Genomic DNA, 21,896 nt, shown 5'->3' with positions numbered 1-21,896 from the left:
ATGCGAGGCTATACGCACAGCATCAGAAAGTCATCTGAGGAGATGCAAAGCCTAATAAAAAGGGCACTTCAAGTAGAAGTGCCCTTTGTAATATTGATGGAAAAACTACTGCACTTGGCAGTTCAAACAAAATGCGTATTGACCTTTAGGATCGTTGAAGCTTTGGAGCAAGCTTGCGTCTTGTTCGAATTGTTGAGCTACGGGTTGAAGACTTTTTGGTAGCAAGCTTGTTGCATCAATACCTAGAGAGACTTTCACCTGTTTCATAAACTCTTGCAGAAATAGTTCAGTAGGTGAAAGAGGCTCTTCTACCCAGTAAATGCCGTAATCGGTCACGTTCGCTAGTTTCGCCGCTAGCTCTACAGCATCATCAAAGTCACCCATTTGATCGACAAGACCAAAGGATAGTGCATCTTGGCCAGTCCAAACTCGACCTTGAGCAACCTTGTCAACTTCCTCTAGAGACATATCGCGATTCTCGCCAACTAGAGAAATAAAGCGCTTGTAACCGTGTTCGATACCTAATTGGAACACTTGAGACGCGCCTTCAGAAAGGCCAGTGGTAATACCGTCACCTGAGAACGGCGATGTGCCAACGCCATCAGTGTTAATACCTAACTTGCTAAAGCCTTTTTCAAACGTGGTGATGACACTAAATATACCAATGGAGCCCGTCAGGGTTGTTGGCTGAGCAACGATTTTGTCTGCGCTCATTGAAATCCAATAACCACCAGAAGCGGCCAAACTCGACATGGATACAACAACCGGCTTACCTGCTTGCTTCAGAGCTTCTACTTCGTTACGAATCACTTCAGAAGCAAAGGCACTGCCTCCTGGACTATCTACTCGTAACACGACCGCTTTCACTTTTTCATCATTGCGTGCTTGACGCAGCAAGCTTGCGACCGTGTCACCACCAACAGTTCCGCGAGGTTGTTGACCGTCCATAATCGCGCCACTGGCTAGAACAACGGCGATGTCGTGTTGAGGTAGTGTGTAATCAGGACGAATCGTTGCAAGGTAGTCGTAGTAACCAATCGCGTTGTAGCTGTCTTTGCCGTCGCTACCAAACTGTTTTGCAAATAGAGTGCGAATGTCTTGGCGTGTCGCGAGTTCATCCACTAGCCCCAATTTGACTGCGAGCTGAGCAATATCGCCATTTACAGACTTCATCTCGTTAATCAGCTCATCCATGGTTGGATTAAGCACTTTCGCATCAATGTTTCGGTTTGTTGTTACGTCATCAACAAAAGCACTCCATAATTGAGTAACCCAACGTGTTGCTGACTCTTTCGCCGCATCGGACATGTCATCACGAATAAAAGGTTCGATAGCGGATTTATAAGTACCTACGCGAAAAACATGAGTAGAAACGTCAAGCTTTTCAAGTAACGTTTTGTAGTACATTGAGTAAGCGCTGTAACCTTTAATCAATACACCACCATCAGGTGCCAGATAAACTTTATCGGCGTAACTTGCCAAGTAATATTGGCTTTGGTTGTAGAAATCACCTACGGCGTAAACGGGTTTGCCTGATGCTTTAAATTCGTTCAACGCTTTCGCGATGTAACGTAGTTTCGTGAGATTTGTTTCTGGCATGTCTCGCAGTGCTAGCACTAATCCAGACACTTTAGGATCGTCTTTCGCGTAGCGAATAGTATCAACGATATCGAAAAGGACGTTTTCTTTCGGTAGCTCATTACCCAAAAGGGAACCAGCAAAAGAGTCCATTGGGTTTACATAACGTCTTTGTTCGACAATTGGGCCTGAAAGGTTCATCACCAATGCCGATTCTTTTTCGACGACAGGTTGACCGTCTCCGGTATAAGTAAAGGCAAAGTAGAAAACGGCAATCATCAGCAAGAAAATTAGGTTTGCCAGTGCGAGTCTAATGAAAGTGATACTTTTCCATATCCCTTTAAATATCAAACCAATAAATTTGAAGAGTTTTTTCATCTTGTCTCCATAACGAGATAGTTACGCCGAGTCTAACAAAGTATGGGTTCTTATCTCTAAGATCTCAAAAGATAACATTTTTTTAGCTTATCACGACCACTCAACAATTGGCATATTTTCACACGAGATTGATCGGTGTTACAAAAATGTAAACGCTTGTTTGATTTTTTGGTTGAGCAGGCTTAATCTGGTCAGACCATGATAATAACAATGGATGTTAAGTGATGTCTGCCATGTACCCAAACCTATTAAAGCCACTGGACCTCGGTTTCACACAATTACGAAACCGAGTTCTGATGGGATCAATGCACACTGGCTTAGAAGAGCACAAAGAAGGATTACAGAAGCTCGCGGCTTTTTATGAAGAACGCGCGAAAGGCGGTGTCGGACTGATTGTAACCGGAGGTTTTTCTCCTAACTTACGCGGTCGTTTACACCCGTTGAGTGCTGAATTCAGCAAGCCAAAACATGCTAAAGCCCATAAAGTTGTGACAGAAGCGGTGCACAAGCACGGTGGTAAAATTGCGTTGCAAATTCTCCATGCTGGGCGTTATGCAATGCATCCATTCTCGCAAAGTGCATCTGGCATTAAAGCGCCAATTGCAAAGTTTGCTCCGAGTGAAATGAGCGACCGCCAGATAAAGAAAACCATCGACGCGTTTGCTAATAGTGCGGAGTTAGCACAGCTTGCTGGTTATGATGGCGTCGAGTTAATGGGCTCGGAAGGTTACTTGATAAACCAATTCTTATGTAAACGTACTAATATGCGTTACGACGAATGGGGTGGCAGCTATAAAAAACGTATGCGTTTTCCGCTAGAAATTGTTAAAGCGGTACGCAAGACGGTAGGTGACAAGTTCATCATCATCTTCCGTCTTTCTATGCTGGATCTTGTCGAGCAGGGCAGCACTTTTGAAGACGTTATCGAATTGGCGAAAGCACTTGAAGAGGCTGGCGTCACGATTATTAATACGGGTATCGGTTGGCATGAGGCTCGAATTCCGACCATTGCGACTCAAGTACCACGCGGTGCGTTTACATGGGTTACGGAAAAAGTTAAACCTCACGTTTCGGTTCCTATTATCACTTGCAACCGTATAAATACGCCAGATGAAGCAGAACGTATTTTATCTTCAGGTCATGCCGACATGGTTTCGATGGCGCGCCCATTCTTGGCCGATCCTTACTTTGTTGCTAAAGCCGAACAGGAAAAAGCGCAGCTTATTAATACGTGTATTGGTTGTAATCAGGCGTGTCTAGATAACGTGTTTAAAGGTAAGCGCGCCAGTTGCTTAGTGAACCCTCTAGCGTGCTATGAAACCGAAATTGTTGTTGAACCAGCCTTTAAAAAGAAAAACATTGCAGTTGTTGGTGCTGGACCTGCGGGCTTGGCTTGTGCGACCACACTGGCTGAACGTGGCCATAAGGTTGATTTGTTCGAAAAGAACGACCGCATCGGTGGTCAGTTCCGTCTTGCGATGCAGATCCCTGGTAAGGAAGAGTTTCGAGAGACGATACGATATTTCGCTAACCGTATTGATGAAACAGGCGTGAATCTGCACTTATCGACGGAAGCGAACTATGACTTACTCACAGAGTACGATGAGATAGTGATGGCATCGGGTGTTGAGCCACGTAAAGTCAATATTGATGGAATTGATAACCCAGAGAAAGTCGTCGACTATCAAACTCTCATTCGAGACAAAACGCCAGTCGGTGAGAAAGTGGCTATCGTTGGTGCTGGTGGCATTGGCGTAGATGTCGCGACCATGCTCACAGAGCCAGTTGGACAAACGTTGGATGACTGGTTGCATGAATGGGGAATCGACAAGGAGATGTCTCAGCCGGGTGGTTTATACCCTTACCCTGATGCGGTTAGCGATAAAGAAGTCTGGGTACTTCAGCGTCGTAAAGGTCGTGTAGGTAAAGGTCCGGGTAAAACGACAGGTTGGATCCATAAACGTACCCTTGAAAAACGGGGCGTACATTTAGTCGGTGGTGTGTCTTACGATAAAATTGATGATCAAGGTTTGCACATTCATGTAGATGGAAAAGAACAATTATTGAACGCGGACAAAGTCGTCATTTGTGCGGGGCAAGAGTCTGTTCGTCCATTTGAAGATAAATGGTCTGAACTCGGAGAGAAGATTCATATCATTGGCGGAGCTGACCATGCGGGTGAACTTGATGCTGTGCGTGCGATTCGTCAAGGTGTTAAATTGGCGGTAAAACTCTAGCCTTTTAATGTGTGTTTACCATAAAAGCTGCGCTTTGAGCGCAGCTTTTTTGTATAGAACTAGTCACTGATATCTGGCAGTTGTTTGGCCATTACCACGCCAACAAAAGTAATAAAAGAGAACACTAACACCACAGCTGAAAGGCTCAAGAAGTTCGACATAACACCAAGAGAGCTCATTAGAAGCAGCATTATCCCAACCACTGTGTTACTCACGGCTACATAGCTCGTCCGTTTGTCACCTTCTGCGATATCAACTAAATAGGTTTTTCGTCCGACTCGTATTCCGTCGTGGGCAATACAAACACAAAAGTAAAGCAGAGGAATCACGAATAGGAAGCTTTGGCTAGCGGTGACCCATGTATCGTAAATAAATAACACAACACCAAGTAGCGCGCTCATCATTGCGCCTATGACCATCACACTGCGGCTGGAGCGATCGGACATTCTTCCCCAGAAAGGACCTGACACAAAGGAGGCTAAGCCACTCGCAAACATAAAGAGAGCTAGCACCCAGAGCTGTCCACCCAGAGATTGCTGTGCCAGCACAACGTAGTACGGTGCACTCAGCGCAGAACATAAAAATAGTGTCCGCGTGATAACGAATCGACGAAAGGTCACGTCTGTCTTAAGTAACGCGAGTTGTTTAAATGCTTCGAGGACGCCATTTCGACCACCGTCTACCTCACCGGCATACTCATTAATTCGCGCATAGACGAATGCCGCGATGAGCCATATGACGCCCGCTAAGCCTAAACTCAGACCGTAAAAGCGCTCTGTCGGCTCTACGTCCCATAACCAGGCTAGTGCCAGAAGGCTCGCGAAAAGTAGCGTAACCAGGCCAGCAGCGCTTGAAGACCAGCCGTTGACTTGACCTCGTTGGTTTTTAGGGATGGTTTTGCCCAATACATCTTTTGATGCGACGGAATTTAAACCGCGTGAGAGGCTGAAGATCACAAGGCATGCAATCACACCATAACCCGCAGCTGCTCCTGTTAGAGTTAATGCGACCAATCCGATTGCAAATATGGAAAGAGCCTGCAAGATACTGCCAATTACCCAGACCCATTTTCTTACTGGAATGCGTCGGATGTAGTGCGCGATGCTAAGTTGTGGGATAAGGGATCCTGACTCACGAATAGGAACCAGCCAACCAATTAAGTAAACCGGAGCCCCGAGACTTTGTAGTATCCACGGCAACGTGACTTTAGGATTGATTAACGCATCGCCGACTTTCGTTAAAAACTGAGCGAGAATGATTTTAAGAAAGTTGCCGGGAACTTGATGACAAGCTGATTCAGGAATCGCCTTACAGGCACGGGCATCTTCGTCATTAACGATCTTTTCGTAAATGCTGTTTTGTTTGTCCTTGTTCATCAACCTGCCTATGTTCAACTTATTCATTTCGCGAATAAATTAACATTAAACCCAGATTGATGTTAAGTGAAGCACGTTATCAAGCCCACAGAAAACCGGTTGTTATTCGCAGGAGCAGATTGTGCTAAAGTGGCGTAAACAAAATAACAACGATATTCAATAAGGATTCTTTCATGGACGCTCTCGATCTTTTGCTCAATCGCCGATCTATCGCGAAGTTATCCGCGCCTGCACCAGAAGGTAAAGCTCTTGAGAACATCATTCGTGCTGGCCTTCGTGCGCCTGACCATGCGGGATTAACCCCTTGGCGTTTCGTTATCGCACAGGGCGATGGTTTGAAAAAACTGTCAGATATCTTGGTAAAAGCGGCAGAAGCTGAAAATAGTGATGAAGCGGTGGTCGAAAAGGTAAAGAATGCCCCATTTCGCGCACCAATGGTGATCACGGTGATTGCTAAAGTAACAGAACATGAGAAAGTACCAGCACTAGAGCAACACTTATCTGCGGGATGCGCTGTACAAGCGATGCAAATGGCAGCCGTAGCGCAAGGCTTTCAAGGGTTTTGGCGCTCAGGTAAGTGGATGTTCCATCCAGAAGTTCATCAAGCATTTGGTTTAGAAGGTGACGATGAGATTGTTGGTTTCTTGTACTTAGGCACGCCTGGTTGTACACCGATGAAAGTTCCTGAGCGTGACCTTTCTCAGTTTGTTGAATTTCTATAACTGAAAACTTAAATAAACTGACTGTTTATTTATACAGTTTTTCTTGATTTATTAGGGCTACATTCGTTAATGTGGCCCTAATTATATTTATTTCCAAAACGTTATGTCTCGTCTGTTTATTGCTGAAAAACCAAGCTTAGGCCGTGCGATTGCCGCTGCACTGCCAAACCCTCAAAAGAAAGATCAAGGATTCATCCGCTGTGGGAACGGGGATATCGTTACTTGGTGTATCGGCCATTTGCTCGAACAAGTCGAACCTGACGCTTACGATGAGCGTTATAAAAAGTGGAATATGGCAGATTTACCAATTGTTCCGCAGCAATGGCAGCTCAGACCGAGGAAAAGCGCAACTAAGCAATTAACAGTGATTCGTAAATTGCTCAAAGAAGCTAACGAAGTCATTCATGCAGGAGACCCAGATCGAGAGGGTCAGCTGTTAGTTGATGAAGTTCTGGACTATTGCAAGTTATCTAAAACCAAGAAGGAATCCACACAGCGTTTGCTGATTTCCGACTTGAACTTACCTGCGGTTAAACGCGCACTCAGTTCTATGCGCAGTAATCGCGAGTTTATCCCACTTTCAGTTTCTGCATTGGCCCGCTCTCGGGCTGATTGGCTGTATGGTATGAACATGTCTCGTGCTTATACCTTGCTTGGTCAAAAAGCAGGGTATCAAGGTGTTCTCTCGGTAGGGCGAGTGCAAACGCCAGTTCTTGGCTTAGTGGTGCGTCGTGATGAAGAAATCGAAAACTTTGTCCCGAAGGACTATTTTACCCTACATGCTCTGATCCCATATCAAGATGCCAATGGTACTTTTGATATTCGTGCTCGTTGGAAGCCAAGTGAGGCATGCAAGCCTTGGCAGGACGAAGAAGGTCGAGTGTTAAACCGTAAGTTGGTGGAAAATGTTGCAAACCGCATCGCAAATCAACCTGCAAAAGTGACGGAGTCGGAACAAAAGCAAACCAAGCAATCAGCACCATTACCTTATTCGTTATCTGCCTTACAGATCGATGCCGCGAAGCGCTATGGTATGAGTGCGCAACAAGTACTAGATACTTGTCAGGCATTGTATGAAAAGCACAAGCTGATCACTTACCCGCGTTCAGATTGTCGCTATTTACCGATGGAACACTACTCACAAGCAGGGACGGTGACAACTGCTATTGCGAATAACGCAAAAGAGTTGCAAGTTGCCGTTCAGGGAGCAGACTTAACATTAAAGTCCAAAGCCTGGAACGATAAAAAAGTGGATGCGCACCATGCGATTATCCCTACACCGAAGCAAGCTAATGTGAATGCGCTTTCCGGCAATGAGATGAAAGTGTATCAATTGATTGCGCGCCAGTACCTCATGCAGTTCTATCCGGCGGCGGTTTACGCAGAAGCGAAATTGGTTTTCGATATCGCTGGTGGTACGTTTGTCGCGAAAGGTCGTCAGTTAGTTTCGCCGGGTTGGAAAGCGCTAATGGGCAAAACTGACAAGGAAGATGAAGGTATTGATGCCGTGCCACCGCTACCCGAAGGCACCGTGTTAACTTGTCGTGAAGGGGAAATAAAAGACCGAAAAACCGAGCCACCAAAGCATTTTACCGAAGCATCGCTGTTGCAAGCGATGACCGGGATCGCCCGTTACGTTGCGGATAAAGAACTGAAAAAAATCCTTCGTGACACTGATGGGCTAGGCACGGAAGCGACTCGCGCTGGTATTTTGGACACGCTGTTCAAACGCCAACTGCTTACGCGTCAAGGTAAGTCAATTCTCAGTTCTCCTGCGGGAAGAGGTCTCATTCATGCCTTGCCAGAAGATTCAACATACCCTGATATGACGGCTCATTGGGAGCACCAGTTACAAGGTATGGCAGAGAGAAATCAAGCATATCAGCCGTTCATGCAAGCACTGGAACAACGCATTGATAGCTTGATGGCACAAGTAAAAGCAGGCCCTATCCCTGATTCATTACGTCATTTACCCAAGGTGGAACGTCCTGCGTTTAAACGTAAAAAGCGCAGTTATTCAAAGAATGGTGGCGCGACTAAATCTCGTGCAACCAAAGGTAAGCAGGCATAGGACAAGCGCGGTGTAATTAAACACCGCGCATGCTTGAAAATAGATTACTCGAACAGGTCACCGTGGTTTTGGATCGCGCCTCTTACTTCACCTTGAGTTAACACGCGTTTGTCCAGTACCTCTTTCACCTGGTTGCCCAAGTCAACTAATGTATCTCGATTCGCTTGAGTTTGGCGTTTACCAGCACTTCTCAAGCAGTAATTTAGTTCGTGCTCTTCGCTAAAATTAACCAAATCCCTATCTGCTGCCATCGTGCTTTCTCCTTATTTGTTCTACTTTTTCCTAAGTCTGGATTGGATGTAGATAAATTCAAGTTAGATTGCGTGAATTATGCTGGTGGATCACTGATGAACATTATGTTTGCCAACCAAGTCACGATTATGAAGCCTGGCTTTGATGGTATTTGGTTTAGTGATGGTTGTGTCTTAATGCTGCTACCAAGGTAACTCAGTACCATCGTAGTTAATAAATCGACCTGAAAGCTGCGGTGTGCTCAGCTCTATCACGTTCGCTAGGCCTTGCGCGGAGGTTTGCGTATCTATCAAAGCATTTGGCCCGCCCATCGCCGTTTTTACCCAACCAGGGTGAAGCGCTAAAACGGTAAATCCTTCAGGTGTTAAATCATTACTTAAGCTTTTCACAACCGAGTTAAGCGCCGCTTTCGATGAGCGATAAATATAACCGCCACCGGACGTATTTTCGGTCATGCTCCCCACTTTTGATGAGATACAAGCAATCTTTTTTATCTTGCCTTGTTGTAAGCGAGGGTAACAGTGCTCAACCAGTTTTAACGGTGCAATGGTGTTTACTTCGAAGGCTTTACGCCATTCTTCTACGTCAGTGTTTCCAAAGCCATATCCCTTGGGGCCGTAATATCCTGCATTATTGATGAGTAAGTCGATGGCAGGGAGTTTATCGGCAAGCTTAGCGACTTGTTCGTAGTGAGTGACATCCAGTTCGTGCAAAACCAAATTACTGAATTGTGAGGCTAGAGTTTGTAGTTCTGAACTGTTCTCTAAGGAACGGCTAGTAGCATGTACTTGGTGGCCTTGCTTCAGGTACAGCTCAGTTAAGCTAAGGCCAATGCCGCGATTTGCTCCGGTAATAAAGACGGTTTGACTCATACAAACACCTATGTTTTTTTGATTTCAGTTGAAAGTCATTGTGTTAGCTAAGCACCATAAAATCAACCAACCACCACGCACCAACAACAAGAGATGAAAATAGGGACAGAGCACAAAGAGAGCCAAACAGTGCGCCGAGAATAGCAAAGAAAGTAGAATTCATATGTATATTAAATTTAATTGATATTGAAAATCATTATCAATTAAATTGCGTTTTATTCAACCCTTGAAGTTGATACTATTTCGTTACCATTGTTATTAAGAATTTCTCATGCTGCCATTTATCTACCACCCGATTTATTCTCAACTTGAGTTGCCAGAGGGGCATCGTTACCCAATTATGAAATACCAGTACCTCTATGAATCGGTATTGGTGCATATAGAGAAAGATAACTGGAAAGAGCACGCGCAGTTTTTCCAGCCCGAAGCATTAACTGTTGGGGAAGTAAAGCGTGTTCATGACGAGGAATACGTCGAGTTACTTGTTAGTGGAAACATGCCAGCTGCGAAGATGCGCCGAATAGGTTTTCCTTGGAGTGAGTCTCTCATTACCAGAACGCTAACTTCAGCAGCGGGCACGGCTATGACCGCAAAAAAGGCACTTGAGTACGGTGTGGCCATTCATTTGAGTGGTGGGTATCACCACGCACACAAAGAGTTTGGCAGTGGTTTTTGTTTATTTAATGACTTAGTGATCGCGGCCAGGCAAGCGCTCGAAGTCGAGCATGTCGATAAAGTATTGATCATTGATAGTGATGTTCACCATGGGGATGGAACAGCAACTTTATGTGACGATGAGCCAGATATCATCACGCTTTCTTTCCACTGTGATAAAAACTTCCCAGCGAGGAAGCCTCAGTCTGACCTCGATGTGCCTTTGGTGCGAGGGACAGGTGATGAGGATTTTTTAATGGCGTTTAAAGAAGTGGTCGATATGGCACTTAATCTTCATCGCCCTGATTTAGTTATCTACGATGCTGGTGTCGATATACATCAAGACGATGAGCTTGGATATTTTGATGTGTCGACTCAAGGGATTTTAGAACGTGATAGATTTTTAATGCAAACAGTGAAATCTCGAGGTATCCCTGTCGCAGCTGTCGTTGGAGGTGGATATCGAACGAATCATGCTGACCTCGTCCCAATTCATTTGCAGCTTATCAATGCCGCTAAAGAAGTCTTTATTGATGAGTAGATACAACTAGATGTAAATATCAAATTGATTCAACACTGGAACGAACGAAAAGGGCATTAATTTTTTTGTGGGTTCTTTCGGAGTGTGGCGGAGTGCTTAGTTGCGTTCAAGAAGTGATAAGTGATTTGTACAAATCTTTTAAGTCTGGAGATGCGAAAAAGCCCGCTAATTTCTTAGCGGGCTTTTTCTAAAAGTGGCGGAGAGATAGGGATTTGAACCCTAGATACGCTATTAACGTATGCCGGTTTTCAAGACCGGTGCTTTCAACCACTCAGCCATCTCTCCGTTGTTGAGGCGCATAATATAAGGCTTTGAAAATGTTGTAAACCCCTAGTTGAACTGATTGGATGTTTACTGCGCAAATTTGTGGTTTGTGTTGTTTAAATAAACAAAAACTCCCCAAAAAGGGGAGTTTGAATAGTATATGGATTGCTAGGTATTAATCGTTTTTAGAATAAAAACGCTGTAACTCAGTTAAACCTTGCATCAAAACTGGCAACTTCGGTGCATCATCTCGAAGTCGTTTGTAGTTTTTGTCATACAGCTTGTAGTTGCCAAACTTATCGATCACTGTGGTTTGTGAGCTAGTAATTAAGGCAAGCTCGCGAGTATCGCCCGCCAAGATCCAGCGACGACGACTTTCATCGAATAGGTTGCGACCACTACTGTAATCATATGGGTTGGAAGATACGCCGAGCATATCTTGCAACAGTGTAACTGAGAGGTCCAAGTGACTTGTGCTGTGATTAAATTCGCCAGCTAGCATTCCAGGCCAATGGATCACCATCGGAACTTGTAATTGATAACGGCTGTAGTTGCTGTTTGCTCCCCAGCTGTTCGTATTGGTTTCGTTAAATTCACTACCGTGATTAGAAGTGATGATTACGATGGTGTTTGTCAGTTGTCCCGTCGTTTCTAGTTCATCAATAATACCGGCGATAGTTCTATCCGCCGACTTCACTGCATATTCATAAGCTTTTTTGAATCGCTCACTTGCGGGCATTTCTTCGTCATTATTTGAAGGAATCGATTCAAAATTATCAACGGTGGTGACTTCGATGTAACTAAACCATGGCTGACTTGCTTTCTCTGCTAACCATGTATTCCAGTTTGCGATAGATTGTTTATCGGTATGAGCTTGCGTGCCATCTAGGTCTTCCGCTAAGTTCAAGTCGCGGAAAATAATTTCTGAGTAGAGATCATCTTCAAACCCACTGCCACTGAATAAACCAAAGTTGTAGCCCTGATCTTTCAGTACATCGAGCAATACTGGGGAAGCACCTTGCGCCTTGATGCTTGATGCATAACTGGTCGGTAAGCCATAGAACAAACCAAAGGCCCCGTATGTATCATTACTTGAGCTGTAATGATTACGGAAGTTCTGATTGTTTTCAGCAAACTCATAGAGGTTAGGCATCTCTTCTTGGTTAAGCGCATCCGCTCGTAAATTGTTTATGCTGATCATCAACACATTGAGCTTATTAACTCGGCGGTTAAACTCAAGCTTTTCAAGAGGGTAGTTGACTAACTCTACGTTGCCTTCGTTTTCTGCTAAACGTTTTAGGTATTCCTCACGGTCAAGTAGACCATGTTTTTCCATAAAACTCTTCGCCGTCATCGGATAAGACAAAGGGAAGTTTGAACGCTGGCTAGTAATTGGGTTGTAAAAATATGCATCTGCCCAAATGTAAACCAAATGGCTGGTCATAAAGCTGAGGAAAAAGACGGCCGCGAGAGGGCGTCCTACGTGCTTATGAGATAGTTTGCGCTGTTTTCGCCATACCCATTCGGATAGTGCGAGTTGAATAAGGAAGATCAGCGGCATCACAACAAATAAATGTTGTAGGTCAGTGCTGAGCGCACTTTTGTCTTCGCTGAATAGTAACTCCCAGACAACGGGAGTTAAGTGCAAATTGATCGACTGATACGCTTGGGTATCAATTAATAATATGGTTTGCCCAACGGTTGCGAAAATCACTGCCACCAAACGGAACAACTTCCGCGATGGCAGGATAAACGTCAACGGGAATAGAACAAGCAAGTAAAGTGCGAAAACTAGAAAGCCAAAGTGACCAACCCAAGAAACCGCCAGATAAAACTGACCAAGTAACGTCTCGGGCCAAGGAGACTGAACAATGTAGCGTGTGCCTATCAACATCGATGCAACGATATTGAAGAATGCAAACCAGTGACCCCAACCAACTAGTCGAGATACACGTTCGCCGTATGAGTTTCCGCTGTCTACCATGTATGTGTTCTATTGTCCGTGATTAGTGTGTTTTTGGTGTTTCTAAAGAAGACATCAGCGCCTGAGCAAATTTTTCAGCAATCGCTTTGCGTTGTGAAGCAGCAACACGTTGATTTAAGACATTGGTTGCGATATTTCCGGCAATCATTAGCGTCAACTCAGGAGAAGCAGCGTGTTTTTCAAGAACTGTTGCTACTTCAGCAAGAATTTTTTCTACTTGCTCGTCAGTATATTTAGATGTAATCGGCATAAAGACTCTAATAATGATAGTAAAAGCGGCTTATGATAACCTACAATGCCCATCAACTAAAACCTTGTAGCAAGATAAAATCACTATGAGTCTTCATCTTTCAAACGTTATTCTGCATCAACTGTGCAAAAACGATCAGGACGAGCTGGTTGTAAACTTTCGTCCAGCATCATTAGAGAACGATGCATCTACAGAAAACTTAGTCGCTGAGCTTCACCGAGTATTCCATTCTAAAGCTGGTAAAGGTTTTGGCGCTTTCCAGTCAGACAGCGAATTTCAATTTTGGCTTCAAGAAATGCGCAAAGGAGAGCGAGATTTTTACGACTTCTCACAAATTAGTGCAAATCGCTTGAAAGAAGAGTTGATTAAGTACCCATTTGCGGATGAAGGTATCTTGGTTTTCGCAGAGTATCAGAGTTTAGCAACGGACTACTTGTTCATCGGTATCCTACCAATGAATCAAAGTTTAAAAGTGACCGAAGGTTTGGACATCAGTGCGACAGATTACTTAGATATCACCAAAATGGATATTGCCGCACGCATCGACCTGTCGAGCTACGAGACCGACAAGGAATCCAATCGTTATCTGCAATACATTAAAGGACGCGTTGGCCGTAAAGTGGCGGACTTCTTCCTAGATTTTCTGCAAGCGGATATTGGCTTAGATACTAAACAACAAAACTTAGTGTTGATGCAGGCGGTGGATGATTTTTGTGCTGACTCGAAGCTAGAAAAGCAAGAAGTGAACGAGTACAAGAAACAAGTTTACGACTACTGCAATGAGCAAATTAAATCCGGTGATGAAGTTCAAATCTCAGAGCTTTCCGGAGAGCTTCCTCAAAGCCAAGATGGCACGAGCTTTATGGATTTCACCAAAGAGCAAGGGTACGAACTTGAAGAGTCTTTCCCAGGTGATCGTGCGACGGTTCGCAAACTGACTAAATTTGTTGGAGCTGGTGGTGGTTTGAATATTAGCTTCGATAGTCTCTTACTTGGCGAGCGTATTTTTTATGATCCAGAGACGGATACCTTAACGATTAAAGGGACGCCTCCAAATCTAAAAGATCAGTTAAGTCGCAATTAAAATCATATCGTTAAATAAAGAGAGCAAACGGCTCTCTTTTTTTATGTGAATAAGAAACATCCATAGTATATGCTTGTAATTAATGGAGATATGCGAGGGGCAAGTGTTGCTGAAGCTAAAAGAAGAAATACGGCGGTTTGTTTGGTTCTGGTTCGTTTTGTGGTGTGTTTTAGCACTTGGCATTTGGCTGCAAGCCAAACAAACGATTCAAACGATTTCGACTGTAAATGAGTTAGGAAGTAAAGTTGAAGAAGTCAGGCACTTTTTTAACTTCGATCTGCCTTACCGTGTTAAACACGTCGACCAAATTTCACTGAAACTTCAGTTGGCTTATGCAGTTCGCTTACAGCTTGAAAGTGAGTTTTCTGAAGGGAAAATCACACCAGACATCACTCAATTGCTTTATACGACCGACCGATTTTTAGAAAGTGCTCGAGCTTTTGTAAGAAGTGACAGTGAATTGGTTTCGTTAGCAGAACAGTTACGAAGCAGCCGTGCTCGAACAGAAAACTCTGAGCAAATTCAGGCAATGTACTATCGCTTAGGTGCGCTTGTTTTTGAGTCTGTCTTTAGTGACTCTGCAACGAATAGCGATACTTACCGTGACTTAGACCGACTTTTTATTGAATCAGAGACGCTCTCTCCCGAAGAGCGAAGCGCTCTTCAGCGCCAGCTTGCTCAAACCTCAAGCGCACTATCTGCTCAGGCACAGGGCAGTTATTTATCCAATCACCTGCTTAATCCAGATTTCCCGAACCAGTTAACTTCGATAAATGATCAGTTGGAACAGAAGCTAATGACTTTTATTGTTTGGTTGTCTGTAATCAGTGGTTTGCTCCTTTTCCTCATTTCATGGGGAGCCTTCTCCCCAAAAACGATTCAACCGATACCACTACCCAGAACCGATGATAGAAAGTCAGAGCAAGTTGGCGATGATGAAAATGGAGCTAACGCTGTTCCCTCTGCTCAGTCAGAAAATTTTCAAAACGTCCAAATGAACGAAGAAAGTTGTAATGAGGTGAATTCATCACAAGTGGAAGTAGTGGAACGTGAGCCGTACATAGATATCAATAAAATGTTAGATTCTCTGTCTGGTGACGAGGGCGCTGTGCGGATGTTACTGGAGGTCTTTATTCAGGATCACTCTGGCGATGGCACTAAAATGTATCAGCTGTTAGAAGAGGATAAAGAGCAAGCGCAAAGAGCCGCACACAGTCTTAAAGGGGTCTCAGGGAGTTTAGGTGCAATGCCATTGCACTGTATTTCGGGTGATATTGAACTGTTGATTAAACAAGGGCAAAAAGTGCCGGAAGAGAAGTTGGCATGTTTAGATGATGTCCTAAAACAAACCATACTTTTTGCTAATAATGTTCTCAATAGTGAAAAGATAACAGAAGCGCTAACAGATTGATATTGCTCTGACTTAATGTCATAAGAGTTGAGGTAATAAAGGCTCGAACTATATGACTTAGTTCGCTTTATTCCTGTTCTATACAATTTGTTAAAGGTGTTTTCATGTCCGTTCGCCGAATGTCTTCAATGATGTTGATAGGGCTGGTTATGATGCTTTCAGGGTGCTCCCTGCTCGAAGTCAAGATCGAGAGTCAAACCGTCCCTCTTACCAAACAAGAGCTCAATATGCGTCTTTTGACTCGTGAGTATGCGCAGCAGTTTTTTGCTCAGGTTGAGCAAGCAGCAGACGCACTACACGAACAATATGAGCCTCATGATAAAGTTCATCAATCTTATATTTTACTTTGGAAGATAAATGCTGAAGAAGGCATCCAAGCTTCTGCGTATCAAGTGTCCCCAATGGCTGCACTGATTGATACATGGACTTTCACGCTACAAATGGAACAGTTCTTTACTACCGCTTCTGGTAATGAGCTCTTTGCGTCTGATGAGGCCAAGTTAGTTTCCGTTTATTTAGCGAAAGAGGTAGATAAACTGGCTCAATCTTTATTGAAGAAAGAAGCATACATCAAGACACAAACGTTTGTTGCAGAGTTCGCCAAGCAGCATCCCTTCGCTGATTTAAGCATGATTAGGACTCCGGCTTACCGTAGGTGGTTAGCTGCAAACCAAATTAGCGAAGAGGAAGCCGTTACAACGCTAGGCACGATGCCAGAAGCACTCGGGGATGTCTCTGATCGTCTAAGTCTGGTATCAGAGCAGACACCAAAAATTATGACGTGGAAAGCGCAGTTGTTGGCCTTGAATAGCTCTGCCAGTATCGAAAAAGTCAATGCGGCGCTCAATAGTTTGCAAGTTACCGCTGATTCGGTGAGGGATTTTATCGATAACAACCCAGAGTACATGCGTTATTTGGCAGAACAAATGGCGCTGGAGTTACAACCTTTGGTTGACGATATTGATCAAAGGACGGAGGCGCGTTTATCTCAGTTGGGTGAAGAACGCCAAGCTATAGAGCTGATGGTTGCCAGAGAGCGCCAAGAAATCGCACAGATCATTACCCATGAGCGCGAGAAGTTTGCTCAAGATATGGATCGAGTGTCGCAAGAGGTTGTGAATCTCGCAATGACTAAGCTGATTGAACTTGTCAAAAGTACCATCATCTACTTTATTCTGTTCATTGCCGTTATATTCTTTGCACCGCTTGGCTTGGGCTATTGGTTTGGGAAGCGTGCAGCCGTGAAAACGCCAGTCAAACAAAGCTAACGATTTGTTTTGGAAATAAAAAAAGAGCGCTTTAAAGCGCTCTTTTTTAGTATTGAATTCGGAAGGGAGGTTCTTCCTATCTCTGCGAAGTTAAGCGGTTTGCTGCTTTAATTCGCCTTCAGCTTCTTCAACTGCTTCTGCTGTTGGTTCGCACTTATCAACAAACCAACCCATGTAAGAAGTGAAGATCGTTACGATGATACATACAAAACTCAGCCACATGAACGGGGCATAAGACAGTGTAGCAACACCCAAAATACTGGCCATGTAGATACCGTTGTCACTCCAAGGGACCATACCTGAGGTTAGCGTGCCGCCAAATTCTGCGTTACGAGACAAATTCTTACGTTTGTAGCCTAGACGGTCGTAGTTCTTCGCACAGATTTTTGGGGTCAGAATAAGTGAAACGTACATCGCTGAACCAAATACGTTGCCCATAAAGGCAGTACCAATTGTGCTTGTTGCCAATGAACCTGCACTTTGAACGCGTTTTTCAAACAGCTTCGCGATAGTCTCTAGCACGCCTACTTTATCTAGTAGACCACCAAAACCAAGGCCAAATACGATAACCGCTACCGACCCAAGCATTGAAGACATGCCGCCACGGTTAAGGATTGAGTCAATGAAATCTACGCCAGATGAGATTGCAAACGGAGCCCAAGCCGTGTTGAACGCGGTTAGGAAATCGACATCTTGGATCATCACTGCCCAAATAATACCTAGCAGAGAACCAAAACTGATCACTGGGAATGAAGGCATACGCATCGCTAGAAGTGACAATACGATGATCACAGGAACAAATGAGTAAGGGGTGATGTAGAACTGCTGTTCCATCGCTTTAATGACAGAGTCTACCTGGCTCATGTCAACTTGACCTGCGTAGTGGAAGCCAAATGCAGTAAACATAATGCCTGTAATAATGTAGCTAATGAGTGCTATCGGCAACATGCCTTTAATATGTTCCATCACTTCAACGTTAGACATAGATGAAGCAAGGATTACTGAATCCGAGAGAGGCGACATTTTGTCACCAAAGTAACAGCCTGAAAGTACGGCACCTGCAGTGATTGGCGCAGGAACACCAAGACCTTGACCGATACCCATCATTGCAATACCTGCCGTGCCAGCCGCACCCCAAGACGTGCCAGTCGCTAGCGCAGTCAATGAACAGATGATCATGGTCGCGAGCAAAAAGATGGAAGGGTGGATTGCTTTAAGGCCGTAGTAAATAATGGTTGGAACAATACCACCAGAGATCCAAGTACCTACAAGCGCGCCAACGGCCAAAAGGATTAAAACGGCTCCAAGTCCATTGGAAATGCCATTTAGTGCTGCTTTTTCCAGATCTTTATACTGATGGCCAAGCTTTATGCCCAATATCATGACAATGAACCAACCGATGTATAGCGCTAGCTGAATCGGTAGGTCTAGCTTGGCTGTGAACGAAAATGCCAGCAGGAGAAATAAACCGAGCGAGATAAATACCTGTATCAAGCTTGGTAGGCGTGGTGTAACTTGCTTCATATGTGCCTCTGTCAATCTTGGAGCAATAGAGGAAGGCGCTCCTTGTTGTAATCGCGCATAACATACATTAACAAAAATTATATTTCGAACATTTGGTGTTTTATCTTGATGTTCGTCGGTAAAAACGTTTGCTTGTGAAATTAACTGTTAGTTTGTTTTAACTTTTTTGGTTTTAAATGTTGTGTAATGTGAAATTATTGTGCTTCATGTGTTATTTTCTCATTGAGTGGTAAGACCAATTAGGGAGCTAAAGTGCTTTCCCTACTTGAAAAATGGTTAAAACCGCAAACCAAACACTAAAAAATCTCGTGTAACCCGGTTTTTCAGAGGAAAAGGTTAAAAAACGCGCTTATTTACAAAATAGGGGTTGAGATTTTGCTGTGAAAAATTAACTATGGGGTAGGTTTTTTAATACATGGAGAGTTAATACGATGAGAGTTGGTTTAGTTGGTTGGCGCGGTATGGTTGGTTCAGTCCTTATGCAGCGTATGGTTGAAGAGAAAGACTTCGACCTAATCGAACCAGTATTCTACAGTACTTCTCAAGTTGGTATTCCTGCTCCTAACTTAGGAAAAGACGCAGGCTTACTGCAAGACGCGTATGATATTGAAAGCTTAAAACAGCTTGATGCGGTAATCACCTGTCAAGGTGGTAGCTACACAGAAAAAGTTTTCCCTGCACTTCGTCAGGCTGGTTGGAAAGGCTACTGGATTGATGCGGCCTCTACGCTACGTATGGCTGAAGATTCGATCATCACACTTGATCCAGTGAACTTAAAGCAAATCCAACAAGGCATCCACGGTGGCACGAACACATTTGTCGGTGGTAACTGTACGGTTAGTTTAATGCTAATGGGGCTAGGTGGTCTATTTGAGAAAGGCCTTGTTGAGTGGACAAGCGCAATGACTTACCAAGCCGCATCTGGTGCCGGTGCGCAAAATATGCGTGAATTGATCTCGCAAATGGGCGTTATCAATGACTCTGTGAGCTCTGAACTTGCAAACCCATCAAGCTCTATCCTAGATATTGATAAGAAAGTTGCGGATACAATGCGCAGCGGCTCTTTCCCTACCGATAAATTCGGTGTGCCACTAGCTGGTTCGTTGATCCCATGGATCGATGTGAAGCGCGATAATGGTCAGAGTAAAGAAGAGTGGAAAGCGGGCGCTGAGGCGAATAAAATTTTGGGTTCTCAAAGTTCACCTGTTCCAATTGACGGTACTTGTGTGCGTATTGGCGCGATGCGTTGTCACTCTCAAGCACTTACTATCAAGCTTAAACAAAATGTACCAATGGACGAAATCGAAGAAATCATCGCTACTCATAACGATTGGGTGAAAGTGATTCCTAACGACCGTGACATCACTGCTCAAGAGCTAACACCGGCAAAAGTTACGGGCACAATGTCTGTACCAGTGGGTCGTCTACGTAAGATGGCAATGGGTGATGATTTCCTAAATGCTTTCACTGTTGGTGACCAACTGCTTTGGGGTGCTGCGGAGCCATTGCGTCGTACTCTGCGAATTATTCTGTCTGAGAAAGCATAATCACATCAATCCTTTATTTGATGACAAAATAAAAGAGCTCCTTAGGGAGCTCTTTTTTCATGCGTCGTCTTCCGTTCGAACGACTCTTTTGTCTGGATCGGCCAGTTCACTACCACAATGTTTACAGTAAATTGCGTCAGAGTCGTGCCCTGCGTGGGAGCAGTTTGGGCATTTCACCAATACTTTGTGCGATTGCATCTCTTGGTGCAGTTCGGCAGTGAAAATACCTGTAGGTACCGCCAAAATGGAATAACCCAGTAACATGGTGAGTGATGCAAGCCCTTTACCTAGGTCTGTTTGAGGGACCAAGTCACCATACCCAACCGTTGTGATGGTCACGATCGCCCAGTAAATACTTTTAGGAATGCTAGTAAATCCGTTTTCAGGTCCTTCAATGATAAAAATCAATGAGCCGAAAATCGTTACCATAATGGCGACGGAGCTAAAGAAGATAAAAATCTTTCTGCGCGCCATAAGCAGTGAACGTAAGAGGATATTGGACTCTTGGAGGTATCGGACTAACTTGAGTATGCGGAATATTCGCATCACTCGCAGCGCCCTGATCACACCCATAAACGAAGCCGATGGGAAGAAGAGTGCTAAATAAGTGGGCAAAATCGCAAGTAAATCGACGACACCATAAAAACTCTTTGCGTAGGCGGCAGGTTTGGGGGAGCAATAAAGCCTTAGAAGGTATTCAATCGTGAATAGGCCAGTAAATGTGTATTCAATAAACTTCAGCTCTTTTTCCCACTCGGCCCGAACGGAGGGTATCGAATCTAACACCAGTACGATTAACGAACTGATGATCGCGATAATGAGAGCAATATCGAACGTTTTACCAGCTTTGGTATGAGTACCAAAAATGGTGACATATAGAGTATGTTTAAGAGAGTCAGTCGTCATGACAAAGCGATCCATTGTTGAATCGCTCTATCATACAATTTTATAGAAACTCAGGCTAATCCTGGAAATAAGTTGCGTAAGCCATTCGCAATGAACTCTATGCCAAGCGCGCCCAATATCAAACCCATGATACGAGTAATGACGTTGATTCCAGTTTGACCTAAAAATCGTACGATCAATGGGGCAGAACGGAATAATAGCCATGAACAAAGGCAGAACAAACCAATCGTAATACTAATGCCCACGGTATCGAACATGCTTGGGTAGCGTGCACCATAAACAATAGTCGAACTGATTGCACCAGGACCTGCCATTAAAGGCATTGCAAGAGGGACCACACCAATCTGTTCACGACTGACGTATTCCGTTTTCTCTTGTTTGTTCTGCTTATCTTCCCCCAGTTTACCGCTCATCATCGAGAATGCGATGCTAAGTAATAGCAACCCGCCAGCGACACGAAACGAATCCAGAGAAATACTGAACATGTCTAACAGTAACTGACCAGCAAAAAGCGAAATGATCAGGATGATCGCAACAGCCACATTTGCTGTTGTTGCCGTATTGCGCTTTTCGTCGGGTGTCATATGCCCGGTTAGTGACACAAACACAGGCATGATACCAACAGGGTTTACTGCGGCGACCAAACCGAGAAAAAACTGCAAGAAGATAGCAAGTTCAAAAGTTTGCATGTTGCTTACTCATCAAAGTTCACATTAGTGAAAAGGAGAAGGGGTAATTTGGGCGTAATGTAAGGCAAAAGTTAGGTTGTAAGAAATGAAAAAAACTAACGCATTCCCTGCCATTTAAGTGAGAAAAACTAATTCTTTAATAAACTGTATCTAATCTGGAAAGGAAATGTTACCTATAAAGTTGCTGATAAATTGCACTGTTTTACATAAACGTTAACATTCGCACATTTTTGATAAAAACCAAGGTGGTTTGTAGAGAGATGTATTCGGTTCGATATACTCTCAGTG

The 21,896-nt window shown here is 44.1% G+C and carries 17 protein-coding genes and 1 tRNA gene; 8 read left to right on the top strand and 10 right to left on the bottom strand.

The genetic code is table 11. From position 1 onward, the window contains the following. Window positions 1–105: 105 nt before the first annotated feature. Entirely contained in the window at window positions 106–1,956 is a 1,851-nt protein-coding gene (gene sppA, locus R7Z47_RS13710; protein ID WP_005380705.1) for a signal peptide peptidase SppA, read from the bottom strand. A 224-nt stretch (window positions 1,957–2,180) separates the two neighbouring features. Between sppA and R7Z47_RS13705 the strand changes: the two genes are divergently transcribed. Next, on the top strand, window positions 2,181–4,193 hold the full coding sequence (locus tag R7Z47_RS13705; protein WP_053306674.1) for an NADPH-dependent 2,4-dienoyl-CoA reductase: 2,013 nt from the start codon (window positions 2,181–2,183) through the stop codon (window positions 4,191–4,193). A 59-nt stretch (window positions 4,194–4,252) separates the two neighbouring features. Here R7Z47_RS13705 and R7Z47_RS13700 read toward each other — a convergent pair whose 3' ends face one another. Next, the gene (locus R7Z47_RS13700) at window positions 4,253–5,569 is read right to left on the bottom strand and encodes an MFS transporter (protein WP_238966925.1); all 1,317 of its coding nucleotides are present in this window, start codon (window positions 5,567–5,569) and stop codon (window positions 4,253–4,255) included. A gap of 173 nt (window positions 5,570–5,742) precedes the next feature. Between R7Z47_RS13700 and R7Z47_RS13695 the strand changes: the two genes are divergently transcribed. Then, the gene (locus R7Z47_RS13695) at window positions 5,743–6,291 is read left to right on the top strand and encodes an NAD(P)H nitroreductase (protein ID WP_005380711.1); all 549 of its coding nucleotides are present in this window, start codon (window positions 5,743–5,745) and stop codon (window positions 6,289–6,291) included. Between the two features lie 103 nt (window positions 6,292–6,394). Continuing rightward, on the top strand, window positions 6,395–8,362 hold the full coding sequence (locus R7Z47_RS13690; protein ID WP_171345868.1) for a DNA topoisomerase III: 1,968 nt from the start codon (window positions 6,395–6,397) through the stop codon (window positions 8,360–8,362). Window positions 8,363–8,406: 44 nt separating this feature from the next. Here the strand turns inward: R7Z47_RS13690 and R7Z47_RS13685 are convergent, their stop codons facing one another. Together R7Z47_RS13685 and R7Z47_RS13680 are read right to left on the bottom strand one after the other, a co-directional pair. Continuing rightward, the gene (locus R7Z47_RS13685) at window positions 8,407–8,613 is read right to left on the bottom strand and encodes a hypothetical protein (protein WP_005380717.1); all 207 of its coding nucleotides are present in this window, start codon (window positions 8,611–8,613) and stop codon (window positions 8,407–8,409) included. A 183-nt stretch (window positions 8,614–8,796) separates the two neighbouring features. Further along, window positions 8,797–9,486 (bottom strand): SDR family oxidoreductase, encoded by a 690-nt coding sequence (locus tag R7Z47_RS13680; protein WP_017635826.1) that lies wholly within the window; start codon window positions 9,484–9,486, stop codon window positions 8,797–8,799. 271 nt (window positions 9,487–9,757) lie between these two features. Between R7Z47_RS13680 and R7Z47_RS13675 the strand changes: the two genes are divergently transcribed. Then, a complete protein-coding gene (locus R7Z47_RS13675; protein WP_213880849.1) occupies window positions 9,758–10,681 on the top strand; it encodes a histone deacetylase in 924 nt (307 codons plus the stop codon). A gap of 194 nt (window positions 10,682–10,875) precedes the next feature. On the opposite strand, the gene R7Z47_RS13670 is transcribed toward R7Z47_RS13675, so the two are convergent. The 3 genes from R7Z47_RS13670 to R7Z47_RS13660 form a co-directional block, all read right to left on the bottom strand. Further along, window positions 10,876–10,966, bottom strand: a tRNA-Ser gene (locus R7Z47_RS13670). 154 nt (window positions 10,967–11,120) lie between these two features. Then, the gene (locus R7Z47_RS13665) at window positions 11,121–12,929 is read right to left on the bottom strand and encodes a DUF3413 domain-containing protein (protein ID WP_005380721.1); all 1,809 of its coding nucleotides are present in this window, start codon (window positions 12,927–12,929) and stop codon (window positions 11,121–11,123) included. Window positions 12,930–12,951: 22 nt separating this feature from the next. Beyond that, on the bottom strand, window positions 12,952–13,179 hold the full coding sequence (locus R7Z47_RS13660; RefSeq protein ID WP_005380722.1) for a YejL family protein: 228 nt from the start codon (window positions 13,177–13,179) through the stop codon (window positions 12,952–12,954). 85 nt (window positions 13,180–13,264) lie between these two features. Here R7Z47_RS13660 and yejK point away from each other — a divergent pair, with 85 nt between their 5' ends. From yejK to R7Z47_RS13645, 3 genes are all read left to right on the top strand, one after another. Continuing rightward, entirely contained in the window at window positions 13,265–14,263 is a 999-nt protein-coding gene (yejK, locus tag R7Z47_RS13655) for a nucleoid-associated protein YejK (RefSeq protein ID WP_005380723.1), read from the top strand. An 82-nt stretch (window positions 14,264–14,345) separates the two neighbouring features. Next, window positions 14,346–15,674 (top strand): Hpt domain-containing protein, encoded by a 1,329-nt coding sequence (locus R7Z47_RS13650; protein ID WP_262606909.1) that lies wholly within the window; start codon window positions 14,346–14,348, stop codon window positions 15,672–15,674. A 104-nt stretch (window positions 15,675–15,778) separates the two neighbouring features. Then, window positions 15,779–16,942, top strand: coding sequence for a chemotaxis protein (locus R7Z47_RS13645; protein ID WP_262606908.1), 1,164 nt, complete (start codon window positions 15,779–15,781; stop codon window positions 16,940–16,942). Window positions 16,943–17,032: 90 nt separating this feature from the next. Here the strand turns inward: R7Z47_RS13645 and nhaC are convergent, their stop codons facing one another. Continuing rightward, the gene (nhaC, locus tag R7Z47_RS13640; RefSeq protein WP_005380726.1) at window positions 17,033–18,466 is read right to left on the bottom strand and encodes a Na+/H+ antiporter NhaC; all 1,434 of its coding nucleotides are present in this window, start codon (window positions 18,464–18,466) and stop codon (window positions 17,033–17,035) included. Window positions 18,467–18,897: 431 nt separating this feature from the next. Here nhaC and asd point away from each other — a divergent pair, with 431 nt between their 5' ends. Beyond that, on the top strand, window positions 18,898–20,013 hold the full coding sequence (asd, locus tag R7Z47_RS13635; RefSeq protein ID WP_005380727.1) for an aspartate-semialdehyde dehydrogenase: 1,116 nt from the start codon (window positions 18,898–18,900) through the stop codon (window positions 20,011–20,013). 57 nt (window positions 20,014–20,070) lie between these two features. On the opposite strand, the gene R7Z47_RS13630 is transcribed toward asd, so the two are convergent. Then, entirely contained in the window at window positions 20,071–20,934 is an 864-nt protein-coding gene (locus tag R7Z47_RS13630) for an ion transporter (RefSeq protein ID WP_005380728.1), read from the bottom strand. 35 nt (window positions 20,935–20,969) lie between these two features. Beyond that, window positions 20,970–21,608, bottom strand: coding sequence for a YchE family NAAT transporter (locus R7Z47_RS13625; RefSeq protein ID WP_005380729.1), 639 nt, complete (start codon window positions 21,606–21,608; stop codon window positions 20,970–20,972). Window positions 21,609–21,896: the final 288 nt, after the last annotated feature.

It is taken from the genome of Vibrio sp. 1641, assembly GCF_033339995.1.
In the GTDB taxonomy this organism is placed as follows: Bacteria; Pseudomonadota; Gammaproteobacteria; order Enterobacterales; family Vibrionaceae; genus Vibrio; species Vibrio alginolyticus.
The sequence above is the reverse complement of the archived record's forward strand: the minus strand, read 5'-3'. Positions and strand labels throughout refer to the sequence as shown.